The sequence below is a fragment of the Pedobacter sp. WC2501 genome, from assembly GCF_052682415.1.
Genome location: NZ_JBQZFI010000001.1, coordinates 1,497,275 through 1,516,592, shown reverse-complemented (window position 1 = coordinate 1,516,592; position 19,318 = coordinate 1,497,275). Strand labels below are relative to the sequence as shown.

Below are 19,318 nucleotides of genomic sequence, written 5' to 3'. Positions count from 1 at the left end.
ATTTTTATTAAAGTTAAAACTAAAAACGAAATGTTATGCTAATCTACTTAAAAAGAAACCTATTGGCTGTTGTATGTGTAGCCATGGTATTTATGGCCTGCAAAAAAAATAATTCAGAAGGCCCTACACCCGCGGGTAATAACAAAAAAGGAATCCAACTGGCAACAGATGCCAAATTCGGATCAGTATTAACCGATAAAGACGGCAAAACCCTATACTTTTTTGCAAACGATGCTGCAGGTACTCCAACCTGTACTGATGGTTGTGAAACCGCCTGGCCACTTTATTACTCAGCAGATGCCAGCACCGATTTAAACCTGAACAAAGCAGAAGTTGGCGAGGTTACCCGCGCTGACGGCCGTAAACAAAGCACTTACCGTGGTTACCCACTTTATTATTACGCTGGCGATGCCTCAAAAGGTGAAATTAAAGGTGATGGTGTTGGTGGCATCTGGTTTGTAGCCAAACCCGATTATTCGTTAATGCTGGCTAATGCACAATTAACTGGAAACAATATCAATTACACCAGTACTTATGCTGTTGGCGATGGAAAAACCATTTACCTAACCGATAGTAAAGGACGTACTTTGTATGCTTTTGCGCCAGACAAAAATGGCGTAAATACATACACCAAGAGTGTAACACAAGAAGGTATCTGGCCAGTGTATGAATCTGAAGTGCTTAATGTACCTTCTGCAATAACAAAAACCGATGTTGGTGTAATTACTGTAGCTACAATTAGCAAAAAACAGTTAACCTATAAAGGATGGCCTTTATACTACTGGATATCAGATGTAAAAAGAGGCGATAACAATGGCATTACAATAAAACCAGCAAATGCCCCAGTTGGCTCAGTTTGGCCAGTGTTGCAGCTAAACGCTACTGTTGCCCCGGCACAATAAAAATAATTGAGTTAGGCGGGTTAGGACGGTCGGCTGATGTTTTCGCAGCCGGCCTTTTTTATACAGCTAATAAAGCCTGCTTAATTTTCTCAGCAGCTTCAGCCAACTCTTCATTGGTTGGCTTTAATTTTTCTTTACTAAAGTTCATATCGCTTACACTATTCATCGGGATTAAATGGATATGTGCGTGCGGAACTTCCAATCCGATTACCGAAACACCTACCTTTTTACAAGGGAAAGCAATTTTTACCCCTTTGGCTACAATTTTCGCGAACATCCACAACCCAACATATAAATCCTCATCCATATCGAAGATATAGTCGGTTTCAATTTTAGGGATCACCAATACATGCCCTGCAGTTAACGGCTGAACATCTAAAAAGGCTAAATATTCTACGGTTTCGGCTACAACATGTGCAGGGATTTCGCCTGCAACGATTTTTGAAAAGACAGTCATAAGGTGGAAGGTTAAAAGGTGGAAGGTATAGGGTTAAGCGTTTGGCGACAGGCGTTTTAATAATCACTTACCGCCAAACGCTATTCGCTTATCTCGAAATCTCTAAAACTTCAAACTGCATTTTACCTGCAGGTACTTCAATTTCGGCAAATTCGCCTACCGATTTACCCAATAAACCTTGCGCAATTGGCGATTTAACAGAAATTTTCCCGGTTTTTAAATCAGCTTCTGTTTCTGCCACCAACTGGTAAGTCATGGTTGCACCGTTTTTAACATTTTTTATTTTTACGATAGACAATGCCAATACTTTCGATAAATCTAATTTAGACTCATCAATTAAACGTGCATTTGCCAGCGTATTTTTTAATTTTGAAATTTTAGCTTCATGCAAACCTTGCGCTTCTTTAGCAGCATCGTATTCTGCATTCTCCGATAAATCACCTTTATCCCTTGCTTCTGCAATTGCTTTAGATATAAGCTGACGACCGGTGGTTGTTAAATAATGAACTTCCTCTTTTAATTTATCTAACCCTTCTTGGGTATAGTATGTTACCTCTGTCATTGCTCTATTAATTTTATTCAAACGCTATAAAAAACAAACAAGACTATATAGTTGGTTTGCTACATAGTCTTGCTTCAATTATAACGAAGATAAAATGTGGAAATTACAAAAGCAAATAAATACTCATGATTTTTACGATTTAAGGATTAATAGGACTTAATATACCCAAAATAGGACAGTTGAGAACAGATACGAATCAACACCTACCCTTAATACTTTACCATTAAAAACGTAACATTAAATATAAACCCATTTAAAATCCAATCATTAGTTTTAATTTAGCTTAAATTATTCTTAAAAAATGAAAAAGTTATTTTCTATCGCTCTGCTCCTCAGTCTGGGCGGGTATATGGCTTCGGCCCAGGAGCTCTATATGCCTCGAAATATCAAAGCGGCATACACCAAAGGCACACGCTCAATGAATGGAAAACCCGGTCAAAATTACTGGCAGAACCATGGTAAATACAACATGGATATTAAGGTAGATGCTGAAACCAAAGTGGTTAGCGGTAAAGAAGAAATTTTATACAGCAACAACAGTTCCGATACCTTAAAAAACCTGGCCATCCGCTTTGTAAACAACCTGCATAAACCAACTTCGCCAAGAAGTGGCGCTGTAAGTGAAGATTTTTTGAGTACGGGTCTAAATATTATCGCTTTTTCGGTAAATGGCGAAACCTATAAAGTGGATAGCAAAAGCTGGGGAACAGTAGGTAATGTACCGCTAACGAAACCTTTATTGCCAAAATCGAAAATTACAGTTAAAATAGAGTGGGATTACCCATTATCAAAAGAAAGTGGCCGCGAGGGGCAGATTGATCCTAACTCGTTTTTTGTAGCCTATAGCTATCCGCGCATATCGGTATACGATGATTATAATGGTTGGGACCGCATTCCACATACTGATAGAGCCGAGTTTTATAACGATTTTAACGATTACGAATTCTCCATTAAAGCACCTAAAAACTATGTGGTATATGCCACAGGCGATTTCCTTAACCCGGATGAGGTGTTACAACCCGAAATTTCTGCCCGTTTAAAAAAATCGTATAATGGCGATGAGGTCATCCATATTGCTACCGAACAGGAAATGAAGGATGGTAAAGTAACCCAGCAAAAAGACTGGAATACCTGGAAATTTGCGGTTAACCACATTACCGATGTTACTTTTGCCCTAAGTAACCACTATGTTTGGGATGGTGCGAGTGTAATTGTAGATAAAAAAACTAACCGCAGATCGAGCGCTCAGGCGGCTTATAATCCAACCACCGGAAAAGACTTTGTTAACTCGGTTAAATACAATTTGAACGCTTTAGATTGGTTCTCAAATAATTGGCCTGGCATCCCCTATCCTTATGTAAAAACCATTGCTTTTCAGGGTTTTGCCGATATGGAATACCCAATGATGGTAAACGATTCTCAATTTGGCGATCCTGTTTTCGCACAGTTGGTTCAGGATCATGAAGTGGCACATACTTACTTCCCCTTCTACATGGGTATTAACGAAACCCGTTACGCCTATATGGACGAAGGCTGGGCCACTACCTTCGAATATTTAATTGGTATTGCCGAGCATGGCAAGCAAGCTGCTGATGATTTTTACAAGAAATTTAGAGTTGATGAATACATTAACGATAAATCTACAGAAGAAGATCAACCGGTAATTTCAATGTCCGACCAGGTTTCGGGAGCTGGTTATGGAAATAACTCTTATGGAAAAGCTTCATTATCTTACCTTGCGTTAAAGGATATGCTTGGAGACGACTTATTCAAAAAAGCATTACATACTTATATGAGCAACTGGAATGGCAAGCACCCAATTCCATGGGATTATTTTAATTCGATGAATGCAGGTTCTGGGCAGGATTTAAACTGGTTTTTCCAAAACTGGTTCTTTACCAACAATTATCTTGATTTAGCGATTAGCAAAGTAACGCCTGCACAAGGAAAATCGACGGTAGCTGTTAAAAATGTTGGTGGTTTTGCAATTCCTTTTGATGTGTTGGTAAGCTATGCTGATGGTAAAGTTGATACCATACACCAAACACCAGCGGTCTGGAAAGCAAACCAGAAAGAAGTTAATATCACAGTTAACACCACTAAACAAATAACGTCAATCAGTTTGGATAATGGCATTTATGTAGATGCTACTCCAAAAGACAATGTTTGGAAAGCGAAATAATTAACAGCTTGCAATTTTCAGCTGGCAATTTGATATAAATGCCAATTGAAAATTGTGAACTGAAACTACTAACTTTATAGTCCCCGTTTGCAACGGGGATTATTGAGATCCGCATTTTTAATGCGGCTTAAAGCACAATTTGTGGCGATAAAATCGCCTTTCTCTTTCATCCTCGTTACAAAACGAGGACGATAAATATGAACCGTAACTGAAGACCGTTAACCGTTCTCCGCTTTACAAATCGGCTCGTGTTTAACCGGAAAATTCAATGAATTGGCAATAAAACACATTTTATTGGCTTCATGATGCAGCGTTGCTGCAAGTTCGTAATGTGCCTTATCGGCTATTAAAACCTGCGGATGAAGGGTAACTTCTTTAAATCTCCCGCTTCCATCAGCCAATTCTTCCATTGTACCTACTGCTTCATCTTTATAATCGATAACTACGATTTCGTTCTTAGAGCATAGATGCAAATACCAAAGCATGTGGCAACTCGAAATTGATGCCAATAAGAGGTCTTCGGGATTGTATTTAGATTTATCGCCCAAAAAGGCAGAATCTGATGAACCGGAAATATCGGCTTTGCCTTTTACTGAAATTACATAATCGCGATCGTACGAACGGTAATCCATTGTACCCGAGCCTTTATTGCCCGTCCAGGTAACTGTGGTAGAATATAAATGATCTTTCGGCATGATAAAATTGGTTAGATTATATAGCCAATTTAAGAAAATAAAATGGAGATTTCCTGTTTTTGCACCTACTTCCAGACCTCGTAGGTTTCAGAAACCTGCGAGGTCTTACCGAATATGATGTCCTTTTGAATTTAAGAACGATTTGAGCAATTCATAAGTTCTTTCATCTGCGTTAATATTAATTTGCTTATCGGTTTCCATATACAAACACTCAAAGCATATATTAAGTGCAGAAACCATTTCCTTCTTTTTATTATAGAATACCATTGCATCCCTGTAAATAGGGACACACATCCAAGAAGGCAAATTTACTACATCAATTTCCAAAATGTGGACCAATGTCAATACATCAGCATCATTAAATTGGAATGAACTGATTTTCATTGAAGATAGATTTAATTTTTTATCTGGATCAGTAATACGCTGCTTATGCCAAGACATTTCTCCTGTATCTCTATTAGTTTCAGAATAATAAGCCTCTTGTTGAAAGGAATAGGTCTCTATATATTCAAAATCGATACTTTTAATATATTCTCCTGAATGGATAACTTTATTTGCCATAAAAGATCAAATATTACGTAATTTCTCAACTAAAACTTCCGAAATTTTACGGTAGGAATCAAAAGTCCAGCCACCCACATGTGGAGTTAAAATCACTTTTTCGTTATTCTTTAATTCATCATACCAAGGCTGTTCACCCAAAGCAGGGAATTTTTCTGTCTGTAAAACATCTAAACCTGCGCCCAAAATCTTGCCGCTTTTTAAGGCATTTAGCACTGCAGGTGTATTTACAATTTCGCCGCGGGCCGTATTGATAAAGAAAATCGGCTTCTTGAAGTGGAACAAATATTCATCATCAACCATTTGTTTGGTTTCGGCAGTTAGTGGAATATGCAAACTGAGCACATCGCTGTGTTTTACAATTTCTTCCATGCTTACTTCACGGGCAAAAGCATCGCTAAAACCTGTTTTATATTTATCGTAAGCCATTACATCCACCTCAAAACCTGCCAGTTTTTTAGCAAAGCTCTGCCCCATAAAACCATATCCGATAATACCTACTTTTTTGCCTTTCAGCTCGTAACCGCGGTTTCCTTCCCGATCCCAAACACCGTTCCTAATTTCCATATCTGCCCTGCGGAAGTTATTCATTAATGATAAAAGCAAACCCGTGGCGTGCTCTCCAACGGCATCACAATTACCCTCCGGAGCATTAATCAACTCTATATTTCTTTCAAAGGCTATTTTATCATCAATATTATCCAAACCTGCTCCCGCCCTGGCCACGAACTTTAAATTCGGAGCAGCAGCAAAAATTTCGGCATCTATCCTAAATTTAGTCCTTACGGCAATACCGGTATAATCTTTTATTTTATCTAAAGTTTGTTGACGGGTAATCTGCGGTTCATCATCAACCTGGTAGCCCATGGCAATGGCCTGCTCTTTAAATACAGGGTGCAAATCATCAACAATTAATATTTTATTCATAATGAACAAAAGTAACATTTTGCACATTCACCAATTGTAATATTCCATCATTGTTTTAGGCAAAACTGAAAACTGCTAATTACGAACTACCAACTGTAAATTAACCCACAAAAATATTACTATAAAATGGCTGTAATAAAATAGTTACGGCCCATTTATTAAACTTACTTGCCGTTACTTTGTCTCCCTTTATAAAAACACACGAAATTTTATTTTTAATGAGAATTTTAAAATCAAGAACAATACAGATTACCCTATTACTGCTCACCCTTTCATTTAGTCTTTTTGCGCAAACAAGCGGAAACGCAAAAATTACCGGAGTACTTAAAGATGCCAAAACACAAGAAACCATTCCTTTTGCCACAGCAATCTTAATTGATAAAGCCACAGCAAAAAACGCCAAAATAGTTCAAACAGATGTGAATGGTGCATTTGTAATGACTGAAATCCCTACCGGGACTTTTACCTTTAAAATCAGCTTTGTTGGTTACCAAACCATGGTTAGGGACAATGTAACGATAACTGCCAGTACTGGTACCTTAAATTTTGGCGACATTAAAATGAATGCGGCAAAGGGTAATGTACTAAGCGAAATTACCGTGACCGGCCAGAAACAGGGCATGCAAATGGGGATTGATAAAAAGATTTTCGCAGTTGATCAGAGTGTGATCAGCGAAGGCGGTTCTGCCGGCGATTTATTGCAAAATGTTCCTTCTGTTTCTACCGATATGGATGGCAATGTGAGTTTACGTGGCTCTGCAGGTGTTAAGGTATTAATTGATGGAAAGCCATCTTTAATTGCAGGCGGTAACGTAGCGCAAATCCTGCAATCCATCCCGGCCAGCTCCATAGAAAGTGTTGAGGTAATTACCAATCCATCAGCAAAATACGATGCTGAAGGTCAATCAGGCATCATCAACATTGTTCTTAAGAAAAATACAAAACTTGGGTTTAATGGCTCAGTTGCTTTAACAGCAGGTAACCGCGATAACTATAATGCCAATACCAACTTAAGTTTCCAGAACAGTAAAGTTAATATTTATGGAAACTATGGCTATCGTTACGGGAATCGTGTTGGAGGTGGTTTTCAGGATATTACCTATAAATCAGATTCATTGAGAACAAGATTTGCCAGTCAAAATACAGTTTCCACATCATTGGATAAAGGACATAATGCCAAAGCGGGTATTGATTATTATTTAGCCCCTAAAAGTGTAATCAGCTTATCAGGAGGTTTTAACTCAAGAGATAATGACCGTAATGATCAGCTCGACATCATACAATTAGATAAAAACCGGTCGCCAGTTCTGCTAAGCAACAGAGCGAACAGCACCGACGGTTTTGGAACAAGTTATGATGCAAATTTAGATTATGTACAAAAGTTCAAGAAACCGAAAGAAGAACTAAGCTTTAATTTTGGTTATTCTTACGGCACCAATAATAGTAATCAGTATTATAGAACAAACACCACTAACCGCAATGGTGTACCCATTGATGAAACCTTAAGTTTACAGCGCGTATTTAATACCGGTAACAACACCAATTACAATATCCAAACGGATTACGCATTACCTGTAGGTAAAGCGGGTAAAATTGAAGTGGGTTACCGCAGCCAGATCCGCTTAGGCGAGAATGATCAATATGCAGATTCAATCCTAACCAATAGCAGTATCTACATCAGCAACAATAAGTTGATTAATGGTTTTGATAGCAAAGACCAGGTGCATGCATTGTATTTCAATTACCAGAACCAGATTAAAGATTTTGGTTACCAAATTGGTTTAAGGGGGGAAGATGCACGTTTAGATACCCATCTAGAAGGCTACACCAACAATGTATTAACCACTGCCGAAGGAAATATCCATTACAAAAGGATATACCCAAGTGTGTTCTTAACACAGAAACTGAAGGGCGATAACCAGCTTCAACTGAGTTATACCCGTCGTGTAAACCGTCCACGCCCATGGGACACCAATCCATTTTTAGATGTTTCTGATCCATTAAACTACAGAGGCGGTAATCCTAATTTATTACCAGAAGATGTACACTCTTTTGAGTTGGGTTATAGTAAATACTGGAAAAAAGTAACCTTAACTTCAAGCTTGTATTTCCGTCAGACCAATGATGTGATCCAACGCGTAAGAAGTACACCAGTTAATGGAATTATTACTTCAACCCCTCAAAATTTAACAAACCAGATTAATAGCGGTTTAGAATTAATTGGCCGTTTTGACCTTGTTAAAGCTTTAAACTTCACTACCAATGTAAACTTGTACCAGGCCAAGTTTGCCGGTGATGCACGATTTGACATTCCATCAAGCAGTGGCTTTAGCTGGAACGCCAACCTGACCGGAAATTTAACAGTAGTTAAAAGTCTATCGCTACAGGTACGCGGTGACTATAGAGCGCCAGAAGTGATGGCACAGGGAAAACGTAATGCGATGTATGGGATTGACGGTGGGGCCAAATACGATTTCCCAAACAAAAAAGCATCTTTGAGTTTCAATGTCAGAGATGTATTTAATACCAGAAGATGGAGCATGACCACTGAAGATAGAGCCACAATTGTTGATTTTGAACGCCAGTTTCAGGGAACAATGGGGAATTTAACTTTCTCTTACCGCTTTGGAAAAACTACATTTACCGGTACAAACAAAAAGAAGAAAGAAGAGCAGGATAACCGTCCTGATGAAGGATCGTTCTAATTTTATCCAAGGGTGCTTAGAAAATCTAAGCACTCTTTTTTTATCCTAAATTTTCTTCAATACAAATCCTTTCTTCTTAAAACTATAACAAGTTGTTATCTTGCGGCCATGGAAGAGATTAACCCCTGGAAAACGCTGGAAAGCGAGGTAAAATACGACAACAACTGGATTCGTTTAACCGAACACCAGGTCATTAATCCATCTGGCGGGCAAGGAATTTACGGCACTGTTCATTTTAAGAATCTGGCCATCGGAATTCTTCCTTTGGATGAAACCTACAATACCTGGTTGGTTGGCCAGTACAGGTATGCACTAAATGCCTACAGTTGGGAAATTCCCGAAGGCGGGGGGCCATTCCATGAAGTGCCATTAGAAAGTGCAAGAAGAGAATTATTGGAAGAAACGGGAATGAGTGCAAGAAACTGGAAAGAGATACAAAGGATGCACCTATCCAACTCTGTGAGCGATGAATTGAGCATAATCTATGTTGCAACTGGTTTAATTCAAGGTATCGCGATGCCAGAAGAAACGGAACAACTCGTCGTAAAAAAATTATCATTTGATGAGGCCTATCAAATGGTTTTGAATGGACAGATTACCGACTCGATGAGCGTAGTTGCAATCTTAAAAGCTAAGCTGATGATGTTAAATGGTGAATTGTAACCGGCAGAACCACCAAATGTTCCTAACGGAACATAAAAAATATTATATATTTTTTCTACCAGGCATATGTCCCTATGGGACATTCGCATGATTAGATGTTAAAATTATCTATATTAATCTACTGAACAAACCCTGAATATTAATCATCCCAAAAATTATTGATGTCCCAGAGAAATATCAGCTTATTAGTTCTTTTAACAGTGGATTGTTGTAATTTACCTATTACCTAAAAATATTGCGTAAGCACTTGTTCTATAAAGCCATTTGTTTAAATTGTTGGTGCAATCCCTAAATATTAAATCATCCTAAAAATTATTAATGTCCAAGAGAAATATCGACTTATTAGTTCTTTTAACAGTGGGTTGTTGTAATTTACCTATTATCTAAAAATATTGCGTAAGCACTTGTCCTATAAAGGCATTTTTTTAATTGCTGCTACAATTCGTAAATGTTAAGTCATCCCAAAAATTATTGTTATCCCAGGGAATATCGGCTTATTAGCCCTTTAAAAGTGGGTTATTATAAAATTGCCCAATACCTAAAAATATTGCATTAGCACTTGTTCTATAGAGCCATTTGTTTTAAATTTCTGGTGCAATCCCTAAATGTTAAATAACTCCAAAAATCATTGATGTCCCAGAGAAATATCGGCTTATTAGTCCTTTTAACAGTGGGTTGTTATAAAATTTGCCCAATACCTAAATATATTGCGTAAGCGCTTGTTCTATAAAGCCATTTGTTTTATATTGCTGCTGCAATCCCTAAATATTAAATCATCCTAATAATTATTAATGTCCAGTATGGACATTTCCTCGGTAGAAATTGCAGACGGCAATTTTCGTTCCGTAGGAACGTTTGATTATGATTTAAATTTAGAACGCTATGCCGAATACCTATACCCAATTACACATTCAGTTTGTTTTTGCTGTTAAATTTCGTGCTTCATTAATTCGTCCGGAGTGGAAAGAAAGGCTATTAAAATATCTCACAGGAATATTTCAGGCAAATAACCATAAAATGATACAGATTAATTGTATGCCCGATCATATTCACATTTTTATTGGCATGCGGCCACATCAGTCTATTTCCAACCTGATTCAAAATGTAAAGACAGAAAGTTCTAAATGGATTAATGACCAGCGATTTTGTAAAACAAAATTTGCCTGGCAAGAAGGTTATGGTGCATTTTCATATTCGAAAAGCCATATTCAACAGGTCATTCAATACATTCAAAACCAGGAACAGCACCATAAAAAAGAGAGCTTTTTACAGGAGTACACCCATTTCTTAAAAACGTTTGAGATTGAATACGAAGAAAGATACATCTTCAAAGAACCAGAATAATTTATTATTATCTTTGCCACGTATTAATCAACCAAATGAGCAAGCTTTTCGGATATATTTTAAGCCCTATTTTTTATATTTTCTTTGGATTAACACTTTGCATCTTCCATCCTATACAATGGCTTTGTTTTAAGCTTTTTGGATATAAAGCGCACAAGGTCTCTGTAGATATTCTTAATTTTTTTCTAACCTACTGCCAGATTTTCCTTTTCAATTCAGTCAGTTTTAAAAATGAATACGAGCTACCAACAGATAGGCCGATTATTTTTGCCGCAAATCACCAGAGCATGTACGATATTCCTTCGTTAATTTGGTTCTTAAGGAAACACAGTGCAAAATTTATCTCTAAAATTGAGCTTACCAAAGGCATTCCATCCATATCCATTAACCTGCGTTTAGGCGGTGGGGCAAACATCAACAGGAAAGACAATAAGCAAGCCATCTCTGAAATCATAAAACTTGGCCGCAGAATGAAAGAAAATAACTGGAGTACTGTTATTTTCCCTGAGGGAACGCGTGCGAAAGATGGTCAGTTGAAAACCTTTCAATTTGGAGGTATTGCTACCATATTAAAAGTAGTTCCTAATGCTTTGATCGTTCCGGTGGCGATAGAAAATTCATGGAAAATTGTCCGCTTTGGCATGTTTCCCCTAACTACAGGAAATGCCTTAAGATGGACCGTTTTAAAACCAATAGAACCGGACGTAAAATCAGCAAACGATATTACTTTGGAAATAGAAAACGAAATCAGGAAAGTTCTGGGTCAGCCGATGGCACAGCCAGCTACTTTATAATTTTATTAATCTCATTAAGGATCTTTCGATTCCGACACCATAGACAGATTTCCATAGAATGGTCGTCATCTCGACTGTAGCGCAGCGAAATGGAGAGATCTTTTGTACCAAGTATTGAAATCAAATTTAAAGATTTCTCCACTACGGTCGAAATGACGATTCGTGGCCATGGCCTTCCCTCTCCCATTTCACATCTTACATATTTTCTAAATATTCTTATTTCCAATCACCCTGAAAAATTCATCGCGGTAAGTATCTCCAACCGGAATAATTTTTTGGTTGATGGTAATGCGGCTGCGCTCAATACTTTCAATTTTATCGACAGCCACAATATAAGATTTGTGCACCCGGATAAACTGACTTTGAGGCAAAGCTTCCTCCATCTTTTTCATGCTTTGTAACGTAATTACACGTTCATCCTTTGTAAAAATTGAAATGTAATCTTTTAAACCTTCTATGAATAAAATATCGTGCAGATAGATTTTTTGAATCTTATGTTCCGTTTTCACAAAAATATAATCCTGAACTGGATTTGGTGAGCCGGAAAATGGTGCTGGAGTAACAATCGGCTGGGCCACACTAGCAGGAGTTTCAACCGGTTTTACCTGATTGTGAACTTTTTCTACCGCTTTATAAAAACGGTCGAATGCAATTGGCTTTAACAGGTAATCCGAAACATTAAGGTCGTAACTTTCTAAAGCATACTGTGGGTAAGCAGTAGTTAATATATAGTGGCATTTATTACCGGCAATTTTTAAAAACTGGATTCCGGTTAGCTCAGGCATCTGAATATCTAAAAATACCAGATCAATCCCTCCGCCCTGAACAATCTGCAAGGCTTCAATAGGGTTTTCGCACCTTTTAACCATAGTTAAAAAAGGCACTTTCGAAATATAGTCCTGTAGAATATCAAGCGCCAGAGGCTCATCATCAACAACAATGCAGTTTAAGTTCATTTTAGGTTATTATTTTAATTAATGATTTTAAATCCGGGTAAGGTTAGTTACCGGATTATATGTCAATCATCAGTTCGCAGGTATAATGGGTAGCCGAATTTACAACATTTAATTTATATCTATCAGGATAAACCAATTGTAATCGTCGTTCTACATTGGTTAAGCCAACTCCACCCTGCGCATCTTTATTCTGTTGGTTCTTTTTGTTCACTACACTAAAATGCAAAATTTTCTGATTGGCAATGATATTGATTTTTACAGGTTCTGCCGGATCGGTTACTACACCATGTTTAAATGCATTTTCCACAAACGAAATCAACATTAAAGGAACGATTTTTTGATTGTCAATTTCGCCGTTTAAGGTAAGCTCGATATAAGCACCATCTTTAAACCTTATTTTTTGCAGTTCGATATAACTTGTTAAATAATCTACCTCCTTACTTAACGCTACGGTTGGTGTATTGCTTTCATAGATCATGTAACGCATAATTTCAGAAAGCTTCATAATCGCATCGGCTGTTTTATCCGATTTTTGATAGGCCAGCGAATAGATGTTATTAAGCGAATTAAAAAGAAAATGTGGGTTTAACTGCGACTTTAAAAACTGAAGCTCCATTTCGCGGCGTTCGCTCTCTAAATCGCGCTGAATCCTTTCGCTCGCAAACCAATCGATGGTGAATTTAATTATACAGCTCGAAACCAGGAAAAAACCAATTATAAAAACCGTGTTGATAGCAAAATTATTAACAGACATATTATGGCTTTTGCCATCGAAGGTATAACGAAGCATCTCCTCGGGGTTTAAAACAGCGATAACAGTTTTAACAAATGTTGCAACAACAATTAAAAGAATAAATGATAGGACATATAACCAGTACTTTTTTCTCTTTTTGATTAGTGATGGGATCAGAAAAATATAATTAATATAAAATACAGAAACATTAACGATTCCAAAAACAAAATACGACAGAAAATAATCTTTAATGGTATGCTTTTCACTCGCCATCATAGATATAACTATAATAAGAAGGCATATAAATCCCCAAAAAATAGCATGTAATATTAAAGGTCCCCTACTTTGTTTCATTCGATATCTATTAAATTGTAATGAATGCCAATATACACTAACAAAAAGCATATCATTCAAGCCACAAAATAAATAAAGTTTTATCGATTTACTCACACAATCTACCAACGGGCATTTTTTTTCTACGAACGGCCCAATAGGCAAATTTTATCGACAAACGCCAAAAATGTCTGTTGATCTAGAATCTTGAGCACTTGGTATAATAGATTTTAGCAGGTTATTTTTCTTGAGTTTCTTTGATCATCAAAACGAAAACAAAATGAAAACATCATCAGCAATCAACTTCAAAAATCAAACAGTAATTACTGATGGTCTTTTCGCAACCTCTCAAATAAAACTATCGATCATGAAAAAGTTAGCAAACACATCGCCATTTTTACTTTTATTATTACCTGTATTTATGATGATTATTTTAACGCTTACCGTTAACACCAATCAGAATGATGCCGAAATAGCTGTAAAAACTACAAAAACATCTGGTTCTATTGTGAAACAGGCAACTGCTATTTTCAAATAGAAATAATGGGTAATTACGCTATCGAAACCGTAGGTCTGAACTTTAACTTTGGCAACCAGGTTATAGTAAAAGATTTGTCGTTACAAGTACCAAAAGGGAGCATCTATGGTTTTTTAGGCCCCAATGGTGCAGGCAAAACAACAACCATAAAAATCCTATTGAACCTGCTGAAGTCGCCATCCGATCAGGTATTTATATTTGGTAAGGAAATAAACAGTAATCGCATCTCGATTCTTAAACGCATAGGTGCTTTGGTTGAACAACCAGCCATTTATGGTCATTTAACAGGAAAAGAAAACCTGGTTAACCGTTGCATCTTGTTAGGCATTAAAAAAGCGAAAGCTGATGAAATGCTATCGCTAGTGGGTTTGGCAGAAGCCGCAAATAAAAAAGCCAGCAAATATTCGTTGGGCATGAAACAGCGGCTGGGCATTGCGCAGGCACTAATTTCAGATCCTGAATTACTTCTATTGGATGAGCCTACCAATGGTTTAGATCCGAATGGGATTATTGAGGTTCGGAACCTGATGATCGATTTAGCTACAAAACACCAAAAAACAATACTGGTTTCAAGTCATTTACTGGCCGAAATAGAAAGAACAGCAACCCATGTTGGCATTATAAACAAAGGTCAATTATTATTTCAGGGCACGATTAACGAACTTCATCTACTCAGCAAACCGATGCTCCAAATCGAAGTAGATAATATCGAAAGTGCAGGTACCTTTTTAACAAATTCGGGTTATGAAATTGTGGCAAAAACAGATAAGGTAATCACCCTGCCATATGCCTCATCGCAAAAAAGTGGAGAACTAAACACATTGCTGATCCAAAATGGTTTTACAGTGAGCAGTCTTTATCAGCAACGAAAAGATCTGGAAAATTTATTCCTGGATATTACTAAAACAAACTAACATGCACGCTCTTTATATTTCTTTAGTATCAGAATTTTACAAATCCCGAAAAACTTTAGCTTTCTGGGCAGCCATACTATTACCTATTATTATTTGCGGCTTAATCAGCTTTGGCTTTTATTACGACGCTGAAAAAATCATCTCCAACCATTATCCTCCAATGCTCTTATGGGCTCACTATAGCGGTGCAGCACTCGGCGTAATGGGTTTTTTGATCATGCCCTTTTATGTCATATTCATGGCCTTTTCAGTCAATAATATTGAACATAAAAACGATACCTGGAAAATGTTATTTGCCCAACCCTTAAATAAATTTTCGATTTATGCGGCAAAATACCTGTATGCAGTATTGTTAATATTTATCTGCTTATTCTTATTTGCTACACTTACCTACACATTTGGTCACATATTACAGGTATTAATCCCTAAGTTTAATTTTAATCAATACAACCCATCAAATATTCTGATTAACTCTTACGCTAAATTATTCTTAGCTTCTCTAGGGATTTTATCGCTACAGTTTATATTAAGTTTATTATGGAGCGATTTCCTTAAACCAATGGGCATTGGTTTTGTTGGCACCATTATGGGCATTATTACTGCAAATGTAGGCTGGAAATATGCTTATGTAATCCCCTATTCTTTACCGACGTTGGCTTTAAGAATAACGAAAGTAACAAAAGGTGCTGATCCATTAGCTTTTCCTGTTTTTACGCAAGAAATATGGACAAGTTTAATTTATGCTTCGGTTCTTTTCATCGTTGGCTATTTTATCGTAACCAAAAAGAGCATAAAGTAATCCCGCTTAATCACCAACAGAATTCAAGAACAAAAGTAATTACCCAAATAAACATACCTACAAACAAAAGCCTGCTAATTTGACTTTAGTATCAAATAGCAGGTTTTATTGTTAGAATGAGAGGTTATATGTACTTTATATCCTTAGATGGATAATATTCTTTCTTTAAATGCCCAAACAATTAACTGATAAGAATTTTTAAGGTCGAGCTTTCTTACCATGTTTCTTCTGTGTGTATTAACCGTATGCTCGCTAATAAAAAGCATTGAGCCAATTTCTTTACTGTTGTAGCCCATTGATAACAGGTGTACAATTTCGACTTCCCTTTCGCTAATCGAACTATGATTTTCCTGCAATAGGATGTTATTTATCATTTTGAGAATTAATGGTGAATGTTTTTAATGGTCAAGCTTTACTAGAAAACAGACTTATTTTGATATCAGTCCAAAATGTTTGTTTTCATGAGATAGACAGTATTTATTTTACAATCACAAATATTTAGTTGTTATTGTATACCAAAAGTAGTGGCGGAGCGCAATTTGATGTTAGCGTAAAATGCCTTAAATAGAAGGGTATTTTTACGGTATTTAATTGTAAATACTTCTTGCTAGATCATAATTTATTATCGATTTTTAGTCTCTTTACAAACCAAAAAACTCTTTTAATTTTATGAGCAAAAAATTAAATATGGAACCTATCGATCCGAAGGTTGCGAAGGCCATGGTTGTTGCCTATGCCAAAGACGGGATGACTTCTACAGAATCTTACACAAAGGCAGTATGGTTTCCCGCTGAGCAGATTTTAGAAATCGCAAAATCAATGAGCGAAGGCAAATATGATGGATTAAGAATTTATTTTGCACAGTATTTAGAAGGAGCAATAGAAGGTGTTCCTAAATCTTATGAAGGCAGAAATACTTTACTGTTGGTACCAACTACACCAGGCGTGGGTAATGGCAATGGAAACGGCGAAGAAAACCATAGAGATGATTTGAGCAATATTGAAAACAGGGGTACTGCATGCCCGGATATGTGTGAAGGAACCAGTTTATAAAGAATGAGGTACATATCGCCCATAGTTATATCGGAGATTATCTGTTTAACCAGCGCAATCTTGTTGGTTTGGAAAGACAAGAAGGTTTTTTGGAAGGTAGTCACCTGCTACATTGCCATTGCTTTGGGTACAGAACTTTATGCCATTTATCTTGCGTCGAAACACACACACAATTTATGGCTTTTCAATATCTTTTTAATATTCGAAAGCAGTACCATTTTATATGGCCTTTATTGTTGTTTGAAAGAATACACCAGCCCGAAACCTATTTTTTTAATCGGTTCGGGTGTGATTTACCTTACCTATTTCATTTTTCTTTTTACGCATCCATTTACTGATTCAAATACGCTTACCATTAGCGTAATGTCTGTATTTTTCACCCTTTATTGCCTCTACTATTACTACCTGTTGTTAAAAGATGAAAACTTTATCAATATCAAAACCCATCCCGAATTTTGGTGGGTAACAGGTGTCCTGTTTTATTATTTCGGAAGCACCATGTCGAATATTTTTGATGGCTTATTCACAGTAAAAATTATAGGTGTTGCAACATTAAGATATTGTATTTACGTATTGTTAAACCTTATTTTATATAGCCTTTGGGTATATTCGTTTATATGCAGAATGAAACAACGAAAATTGCACTCTTAGTTGCCATTTCGACATTGGTATTCTTACTGGTGCCGGTATTTTTGATTTTATATATCAGATCTTACAACCAGCATAAAAAAAACCATTTTCTGGAAAAGCAGCATATGCAACAAAAATTTGAGTCCGAAATGCTTCAAACCCGCATTGAAGTACAAGATCAAACAATGCAAAGTATAGCAACAGAATTACATGATAATGTTGGCCAGTTGCTCAGTCTTACCACACTCACCTTAAACTCTATAAATTTAAATGATGGAGAAAAGGCCAAAAAGAAAATCGATAATTCATTAACACTTGTTAGCAAATCCATCAAAGAATTAAGAGAGCTGGCCAAGCTGTTACATGGAGAGCAACTGGTAGAAAATGGCATTGGCCATGCAATAGATCAGGAAATTAACTGGCTTAATAAAGCAGGAACGTATGAACTAAAAGTTAATAACCAATTGGTAGATCTTCAGATCACATCTCCTGATAAGGATCTGATCATTCTTCGCTTATTGCAGGAAATTATCAATAATATTATAAAACATGCCCAGGCAAAATATATACAGATCGATTCTTATCTAGAGAATAGTGCTTTACATTTAAAGGTGACTGAGAATGGTATAGGCTTTGACCAAGATATGATTAAAGCTAAAAAATCTGGAATGGGGCTAAATTCAATTTATAAAAGAATTGAGATGATCAATGGAAAATTAGCACTAAATTCGGTGCCTGGCGAAGGTACGTCTATTTCAATTGAAATCCCCTACCCTTAATTATGCAGAACCAAAGTATTTCTATTGCAATTGTTGATGACCACACCCTCTTCCGCTCCGGATTAGCTAGTTTATTATCAGAATTTGATGAAATAGAGGTTATGTTCGAAGCCATGAATGGAATCGATCTTCAAACTAAAATTAATCAGCACGCTGAAGTTCAGCTTATTTTAATGGATATTAACATGCCGGTAATGGATGGTTTTGCCGCCACTAAATGGGTTAAAGCCAACCATCCAAATGTTCATGTACTTGCACTAAGCATGCTCGAAGATGAAAAAGCAATAATTGGGATGCTCAAAGCTGGCGCCGGAGGTTATATGCTTAAAGAAGCTACACCATCTGATTTATTAACAGCCATTAAAGTAATTGTAAATAAAGGGTTCTATATAAATGAGCTCGTATCGGGCAGGCTTTTGGTCGCTTTAAAAGACAATGGCATTAAACCAACATTTTCTGATAGGGAACTTACTTTTCTGCAACATTGCAGCACTGAGCTTACCTATAAAGAAATTGCCGACCTCATGAATGTTAGCCCCCGAACAGTTGACAACTATAGGGAATCCCTTTTTGCTAAACTAAACATGAAGTCGCGCACCGGATTAGTGGTATACGGCATCAAAAACAACCTGATTAACATCTAGCCCAGACTACAATCAAAGCACTGTATTACAGTAAAATACGATTAAAAATTATACAATTTATTTGTAAAGAATAATCCCTAAGTAAAAGAAATTTGCACCGAATTTACTTTTCAAAATAATTATTAAATAAAATTTGGACAACTAACT

21 protein-coding genes are annotated in these 19,318 nt (G+C 36.7%); 13 read left to right on the top strand and 8 right to left on the bottom strand.

Features of this window, described 5'->3' with window-relative positions:
* Positions 1-35 precede the first annotated feature (35 nt).
* A complete protein-coding gene (locus tag ACUN24_RS06530) occupies positions 36-902 on the top strand; it encodes a hypothetical protein (protein ID WP_445561770.1) in 867 nt (288 codons plus the stop codon).
* A gap of 58 nt (positions 903-960) precedes the next feature.
* Here ACUN24_RS06530 and ACUN24_RS06525 read toward each other — a convergent pair whose 3' ends face one another.
* Together ACUN24_RS06525 and greA are read right to left on the bottom strand one after the other, a co-directional pair.
* Positions 961-1,359, bottom strand: coding sequence for an HIT family protein (locus ACUN24_RS06525; protein ID WP_132399271.1), 399 nt, complete (start codon positions 1,357-1,359; stop codon positions 961-963).
* A gap of 88 nt (positions 1,360-1,447) precedes the next feature.
* Positions 1,448-1,921 carry a transcription elongation factor GreA gene (gene greA, locus ACUN24_RS06520; RefSeq protein WP_029276724.1) on the bottom strand — a complete coding sequence of 158 codons (474 nt, stop codon included), beginning with the start codon at positions 1,919-1,921 and terminating at the stop codon, positions 1,448-1,450.
* A 301-nt stretch (positions 1,922-2,222) separates the two neighbouring features.
* Between greA and ACUN24_RS06515 the strand changes: the two genes are divergently transcribed.
* A complete protein-coding gene (locus ACUN24_RS06515) occupies positions 2,223-4,103 on the top strand; it encodes a M1 family metallopeptidase (RefSeq protein WP_445561769.1) in 1,881 nt (626 codons plus the stop codon).
* Positions 4,104-4,321: 218 nt separating this feature from the next.
* Here ACUN24_RS06515 and ACUN24_RS06510 read toward each other — a convergent pair whose 3' ends face one another.
* The 3 genes from ACUN24_RS06510 to ACUN24_RS06500 form a co-directional block, all read right to left on the bottom strand.
* On the bottom strand, positions 4,322-4,798 hold the full coding sequence (locus ACUN24_RS06510; RefSeq protein WP_445561768.1) for an OsmC family protein: 477 nt from the start codon (positions 4,796-4,798) through the stop codon (positions 4,322-4,324).
* A gap of 105 nt (positions 4,799-4,903) precedes the next feature.
* On the bottom strand, positions 4,904-5,359 hold the full coding sequence (locus ACUN24_RS06505; RefSeq protein WP_445561767.1) for a hypothetical protein: 456 nt from the start codon (positions 5,357-5,359) through the stop codon (positions 4,904-4,906).
* Between the two features lie 6 nt (positions 5,360-5,365).
* Positions 5,366-6,286 (bottom strand): 2-hydroxyacid dehydrogenase, encoded by a 921-nt coding sequence (locus tag ACUN24_RS06500; protein WP_445561766.1) that lies wholly within the window; start codon positions 6,284-6,286, stop codon positions 5,366-5,368.
* A 218-nt stretch (positions 6,287-6,504) separates the two neighbouring features.
* Between ACUN24_RS06500 and ACUN24_RS06495 the strand changes: the two genes are divergently transcribed.
* The 4 genes from ACUN24_RS06495 (at position 6,505) to ACUN24_RS06480 (ending at position 11,792) form a co-directional block, all read left to right on the top strand.
* Entirely contained in the window at positions 6,505-8,991 is a 2,487-nt protein-coding gene (locus tag ACUN24_RS06495) for a TonB-dependent receptor domain-containing protein (protein ID WP_445561765.1), read from the top strand.
* A gap of 108 nt (positions 8,992-9,099) precedes the next feature.
* A complete protein-coding gene (locus ACUN24_RS06490; RefSeq protein ID WP_445561764.1) occupies positions 9,100-9,654 on the top strand; it encodes an NUDIX domain-containing protein in 555 nt (184 codons plus the stop codon).
* Positions 9,655-10,536: 882 nt separating this feature from the next.
* Positions 10,537-10,998 (top strand): IS200/IS605 family transposase, encoded by a 462-nt coding sequence (gene tnpA / locus ACUN24_RS06485; RefSeq protein ID WP_445561763.1) that lies wholly within the window; start codon positions 10,537-10,539, stop codon positions 10,996-10,998.
* A 35-nt stretch (positions 10,999-11,033) separates the two neighbouring features.
* Positions 11,034-11,792, top strand: coding sequence for a lysophospholipid acyltransferase family protein (locus ACUN24_RS06480; protein WP_445561762.1), 759 nt, complete (start codon positions 11,034-11,036; stop codon positions 11,790-11,792).
* 206 nt (positions 11,793-11,998) lie between these two features.
* Here the strand turns inward: ACUN24_RS06480 and ACUN24_RS06475 are convergent, their stop codons facing one another.
* Both ACUN24_RS06475 and ACUN24_RS06470 read right to left on the bottom strand, forming a co-directional pair.
* Positions 11,999-12,748, bottom strand: coding sequence for a LytR/AlgR family response regulator transcription factor (locus ACUN24_RS06475; protein WP_055908986.1), 750 nt, complete (start codon positions 12,746-12,748; stop codon positions 11,999-12,001).
* 55 nt (positions 12,749-12,803) lie between these two features.
* Positions 12,804-13,757: a sensor histidine kinase gene (locus ACUN24_RS06470; protein WP_445561761.1), complete on the bottom strand. Its 954-nt coding sequence runs from the start codon at positions 13,755-13,757 to the stop codon at positions 12,804-12,806.
* Between the two features lie 337 nt (positions 13,758-14,094).
* Between ACUN24_RS06470 and ACUN24_RS06465 the strand changes: the two genes are divergently transcribed.
* From ACUN24_RS06465 to ACUN24_RS06455, 3 genes are read left to right on the top strand one after another with little or no spacing between them, the layout of a single operon-like run.
* The gene (locus ACUN24_RS06465) at positions 14,095-14,352 is read left to right on the top strand and encodes a hypothetical protein (protein WP_193421302.1); all 258 of its coding nucleotides are present in this window, start codon (positions 14,095-14,097) and stop codon (positions 14,350-14,352) included.
* 5 nt (positions 14,353-14,357) lie between these two features.
* Positions 14,358-15,266, top strand: a complete 909-nt coding sequence (locus tag ACUN24_RS06460) for an ABC transporter ATP-binding protein (protein ID WP_445561760.1) — start codon at positions 14,358-14,360, stop codon at positions 15,264-15,266.
* 1 nt (position 15,267) lies between these two features.
* The gene (locus ACUN24_RS06455; protein WP_445561759.1) at positions 15,268-16,065 is read left to right on the top strand and encodes an ABC transporter permease; all 798 of its coding nucleotides are present in this window, start codon (positions 15,268-15,270) and stop codon (positions 16,063-16,065) included.
* Between the two features lie 143 nt (positions 16,066-16,208).
* Here ACUN24_RS06455 and ACUN24_RS06450 read toward each other — a convergent pair whose 3' ends face one another.
* Complete coding sequence (locus tag ACUN24_RS06450; RefSeq protein ID WP_445561758.1) at positions 16,209-16,439, bottom strand: response regulator transcription factor; 231 nt, start codon at positions 16,437-16,439, stop codon at positions 16,209-16,211.
* A gap of 295 nt (positions 16,440-16,734) precedes the next feature.
* On the opposite strand from ACUN24_RS06450, the gene ACUN24_RS06445 reads away from it, so the two are divergent.
* Genes ACUN24_RS06445 through ACUN24_RS06430 form a run of 4 tightly spaced genes read left to right on the top strand, consistent with a single transcriptional unit; the run spans position 16,735 to position 19,171 of the window.
* Positions 16,735-17,118, top strand: coding sequence for a hypothetical protein (locus tag ACUN24_RS06445; RefSeq protein ID WP_445561757.1), 384 nt, complete (start codon positions 16,735-16,737; stop codon positions 17,116-17,118).
* A 3-nt stretch (positions 17,119-17,121) separates the two neighbouring features.
* Positions 17,122-17,769: a hypothetical protein gene (locus ACUN24_RS06440; RefSeq protein ID WP_445561756.1), complete on the top strand. Its 648-nt coding sequence runs from the start codon at positions 17,122-17,124 to the stop codon at positions 17,767-17,769.
* Positions 17,736-18,527, top strand: coding sequence for a sensor histidine kinase (locus tag ACUN24_RS06435; RefSeq protein ID WP_445561755.1), 792 nt, complete (start codon positions 17,736-17,738; stop codon positions 18,525-18,527). Before ACUN24_RS06440 ends, ACUN24_RS06435 begins: the two co-directional genes overlap by 34 nt.
* 2 nt (positions 18,528-18,529) lie before the next feature.
* A complete protein-coding gene (locus ACUN24_RS06430; protein WP_445561754.1) occupies positions 18,530-19,171 on the top strand; it encodes a response regulator transcription factor in 642 nt (213 codons plus the stop codon).
* Positions 19,172-19,318 lie beyond the last annotated feature (147 nt).

Coding starts and splice junctions, on each gene's coding strand:
- ACUN24_RS06530 (WP_445561770.1), top strand. CDS start 36: ATGCTAATCTACTTAAAAAGAAACCTATTGGCTGTTGTATGTGTAGCC.
- ACUN24_RS06525 (WP_132399271.1), bottom strand. CDS start 1,359: ATGACTGTCTTTTCAAAAATCGTTGCAGGCGAAATCCCTGCACATGTT.
- greA (WP_029276724.1), bottom strand. CDS start 1,921: ATGACAGAGGTAACATACTATACCCAAGAAGGGTTAGATAAATTAAAA.
- ACUN24_RS06515 (WP_445561769.1), top strand. CDS start 2,223: ATGAAAAAGTTATTTTCTATCGCTCTGCTCCTCAGTCTGGGCGGGTAT.
- ACUN24_RS06510 (WP_445561768.1), bottom strand. CDS start 4,798: ATGCCGAAAGATCATTTATATTCTACCACAGTTACCTGGACGGGCAAT.
- ACUN24_RS06505 (WP_445561767.1), bottom strand. CDS start 5,359: ATGGCAAATAAAGTTATCCATTCAGGAGAATATATTAAAAGTATCGAT.
- ACUN24_RS06500 (WP_445561766.1), bottom strand. CDS start 6,286: ATGAATAAAATATTAATTGTTGATGATTTGCACCCTGTATTTAAAGAG.
- ACUN24_RS06495 (WP_445561765.1), top strand. CDS start 6,505: ATGAGAATTTTAAAATCAAGAACAATACAGATTACCCTATTACTGCTC.
- ACUN24_RS06490 (WP_445561764.1), top strand. CDS start 9,100: ATGGAAGAGATTAACCCCTGGAAAACGCTGGAAAGCGAGGTAAAATAC.
- tnpA (WP_445561763.1), top strand. CDS start 10,537: ATGCCGAATACCTATACCCAATTACACATTCAGTTTGTTTTTGCTGTT.
- ACUN24_RS06480 (WP_445561762.1), top strand. CDS start 11,034: ATGAGCAAGCTTTTCGGATATATTTTAAGCCCTATTTTTTATATTTTC.
- ACUN24_RS06475 (WP_055908986.1), bottom strand. CDS start 12,748: ATGAACTTAAACTGCATTGTTGTTGATGATGAGCCTCTGGCGCTTGAT.
- ACUN24_RS06470 (WP_445561761.1), bottom strand. CDS start 13,757: ATGATGGCGAGTGAAAAGCATACCATTAAAGATTATTTTCTGTCGTAT.
- ACUN24_RS06465 (WP_193421302.1), top strand. CDS start 14,095: ATGAAAACATCATCAGCAATCAACTTCAAAAATCAAACAGTAATTACT.
- ACUN24_RS06460 (WP_445561760.1), top strand. CDS start 14,358: ATGGGTAATTACGCTATCGAAACCGTAGGTCTGAACTTTAACTTTGGC.
- ACUN24_RS06455 (WP_445561759.1), top strand. CDS start 15,268: ATGCACGCTCTTTATATTTCTTTAGTATCAGAATTTTACAAATCCCGA.
- ACUN24_RS06450 (WP_445561758.1), bottom strand. CDS start 16,439: ATGATAAATAACATCCTATTGCAGGAAAATCATAGTTCGATTAGCGAA.
- ACUN24_RS06445 (WP_445561757.1), top strand. CDS start 16,735: ATGAGCAAAAAATTAAATATGGAACCTATCGATCCGAAGGTTGCGAAG.
- ACUN24_RS06440 (WP_445561756.1), top strand. CDS start 17,122: ATGAGGTACATATCGCCCATAGTTATATCGGAGATTATCTGTTTAACC.
- ACUN24_RS06435 (WP_445561755.1), top strand. CDS start 17,736: ATGCAGAATGAAACAACGAAAATTGCACTCTTAGTTGCCATTTCGACA.
- ACUN24_RS06430 (WP_445561754.1), top strand. CDS start 18,530: ATGCAGAACCAAAGTATTTCTATTGCAATTGTTGATGACCACACCCTC.